General features: G+C 69.0%; 4 protein-coding genes. 2 read left to right on the forward strand and 2 right to left on the reverse strand.

Features of this window, described 5'->3' with window-relative positions; translation table 11 throughout:
• Positions 1-139: 139 nt before the first annotated feature.
• Positions 140-508, reverse strand: coding sequence for a limonene-1,2-epoxide hydrolase family protein (locus ACWELQ_RS43480; RefSeq protein ID WP_452402818.1), 369 nt, complete (start codon positions 506-508; stop codon positions 140-142).
• A 156-nt stretch (positions 509-664) separates the two neighbouring features.
• Positions 665-1255 (reverse strand): TetR/AcrR family transcriptional regulator, encoded by a 591-nt coding sequence (locus ACWELQ_RS43485; protein WP_452402815.1) that lies wholly within the window; start codon positions 1253-1255, stop codon positions 665-667.
• A 71-nt stretch (positions 1256-1326) separates the two neighbouring features.
• Here ACWELQ_RS43485 and ACWELQ_RS43490 point away from each other — a divergent pair, with 71 nt between their 5' ends.
• On the forward strand, positions 1327-2151 hold the full coding sequence (locus tag ACWELQ_RS43490) for a class I SAM-dependent methyltransferase (protein ID WP_452402816.1): 825 nt from the start codon (positions 1327-1329) through the stop codon (positions 2149-2151).
• Positions 2152-2223: 72 nt separating this feature from the next.
• The coding region (locus ACWELQ_RS43495) for a class I SAM-dependent methyltransferase (protein WP_452402817.1) at positions 2224-2554 on the forward strand (331 nt) is incomplete at its 3' end.

Below are 2554 nucleotides of genomic sequence, written 5' to 3' on the forward strand. Positions count from 1 at the left end.
GTTACAGGCCGCGGCGGAGAGCTCCTCCGCCCCTCCGCGCCTTTAGCGGACGGCTTTGGGCCGTAGCCGTCGACTACTACCGGTTCGCGGTGGAGAACAAGCCCTCCTGGCAGAGCTTCTAACCCCGCCGGCAGAGCTGCTAGCCCTGCTGCAAGGCGGTGAACGGGGCCATGTCGAAGTAGTCGCGCCAGGCCGAGATCAGGCCGTCGCGGACCTCGAACACCCCGGTCACCGGCAGCTCGATGTGCTTGTCGCCCAAGGTGAATCGGTCGGTGCGCTCATTGAGCACCACGGCGCCGATGGCGGCCTGGTGGTGCACGGTGAAGTCGATCCCGCCGAAGGTGCCGATGAAGCCGCGCAGGAACTCCAGGATCGCGGCCTTGCCGACGAACGGATCCATCGGGATGTTGTGGTAGACGGCATCCTCGGTGAAGAACTCGGCAATGGATTCCGGTGTACCGCTGCGCCATTCGGCGCACAGGGCGGACACTACCTCGGCGGGGGACAGGGTGGTGCGGTCGATGCTCACTGCGGTGGGAGACCTTTCCTGTGATGGACATGCACTGCCGAGCGAACTGTCCGGGCCAGTGGGTGTCAAGACCGGTCTCGCCGTGAGACTTTCGCTTACCGGTGTCTCGTCGTGTCGATTCGTCGGTGCTAGTCCTCAGGTCGTCAGCGCGCCGCCCAGCACCGTGATCACCATGGCGTGCACGGCCTCGGTCTCGGGTCGCGGCGCGGTCCGGTCGGCGAACAGCAGGTGGGCCGAGCCGATCAGGGTGGGGGCCAGAATGGCGGTATCGACGGTGTTCACCAGGCGTCCCGCCTCGACCTCGGCGGTCAGATAGTCCGCGATCAGCGTGGTCGCCTCGGTCAAGAGCGGAATGCCGACCGGACGGTTCTGTCGCAGCCGGGCCCGCAGTTCGTCGCGGAACGTCACCAGGCTGACGATCGCCACCGCCACCGTCTCGAACACCCCGATCAGCGCCTCGGTGAGATTCCCGGCCACCGTCCCCGACCCCGCCCACTCCCGCAGCGCCGCGCCGAGCCGCTCGACCCGGACGATCCGATCCTCCACCAGTTCGGCCAGGAACCCGTCGAAGTCGCTGAAATGCCGGTGCAGCACGCCCTTGGCGCACCCCGCCTCGGTGGTGACCGATCGGCTGGTGAGCCCGCTGGGCCCGTCCCGCAACAGAATTCGCTCGGCGGCGTCGAAAAGCTGTTCCCGCACATCCCGTATGGCGACCCCGGTCGGCACCCGCACTCCCTCACCTCGATCGAGCCCGAATCCCATTGCGGAGTGGGCGCTTGCCCACTTAAAGTGGGCGCATGGTCACTCTACCTTCGCGAGAGCCCGAATCCGCCGAACAGCGCCCGGATCAGTACCGGGAAGTCGCCGAATCGTTCGGCGTCGACGCCGCCCGCTACGACCGGACCCGTCCGCCCTATCCCGCCGCCATGATCGAGCGGATTCTCGCGGCCACGCCCGGCAAGAGCCTCCTCGACGTCGGCTGCGGAACCGGCATCGAGGCCCGGCAGTTCCGCGATGCCGGGGCCGTGGTGCTGGGCGTCGAACCGGACGCCCGCATGGCCGACTTCGCTCGCGCCACCGGAATCGAGGTCGAGACCGGCACTTTCGAAACCTGGGATCCGTCCGATCGCCGCTTCGACGGGGTGATCTCCGGAACCGCCTGGCACTGGGTCGATCCCGTCGCGGGCGCCGTGCGAGCGGCGCACGTGCTGCGCCCCGGTGGCCGGTTGGCCGCGTTCTGGCATGTGCCTCAGATGCCGCCGGAGGTCGTCGCCTCCTTCGCCGACGCCTACCGCAGATGGCTGCCCGACTCGCCCGCGTCGCTGGTCGCGGACCGTCCGGCACTCGAGTTGTACGAGACCATTCTCGCCAACGCGGAGCGAGGCATTCGCGACAGCGCCGGCTTCGACCGCCCCGAACGGTGGCAGTTCGATTGGCGGCGCACCTATTCCCGCGCCGAATGGCTCGACCAGATCCCCACCCACGGCGCACTCACACAGGCTGACCCGGACACCCTCACCGCGGTCTCGGACGCGATCGGCGCGGCCATCGACGCCCTCGGCGGCGAGTTCACCGTCGCCTACGCCACCGTCGTGGTAACCGCCACCCGCGCCCTGACCTGAGGCACCCCGCTCGGCGGAGGTGCCCGGCCGTGCTGGCGGGCGCCGACGCGCCACAGCGTTGATAATGGGCCGGTGACCGAACGGGCGGCGAGTCGGACGGCAATCCTGGTGTGCCAGGGTCGGGCGGTGGCCGACGGGCGATTGGGGGTCGGGCGCTTCACCGATCCCATCGCGGTCGATCTGCTGCTCGAGGATGAACGCGGCATCGTCGAGCGGGTGCGCGGCGGGCAGGTGCCCTCGGCCGTCGGCGCCCGTATCGAGTACGAATTGCTTTCCGCCACTTCGGAAGTGCTCGCCGCGCGCACCGTCGCCATCGATGAGGCGGTGCGGGAGGCGGGAAATCCGCAACTGGTGATTCTCGGCGCGGGGCTCGATGCCCGCGCCTGGCGAATGCCCGAATTGG

The sequence above is a fragment of the Nocardia sp. NPDC004722 genome, from assembly GCF_053601505.1.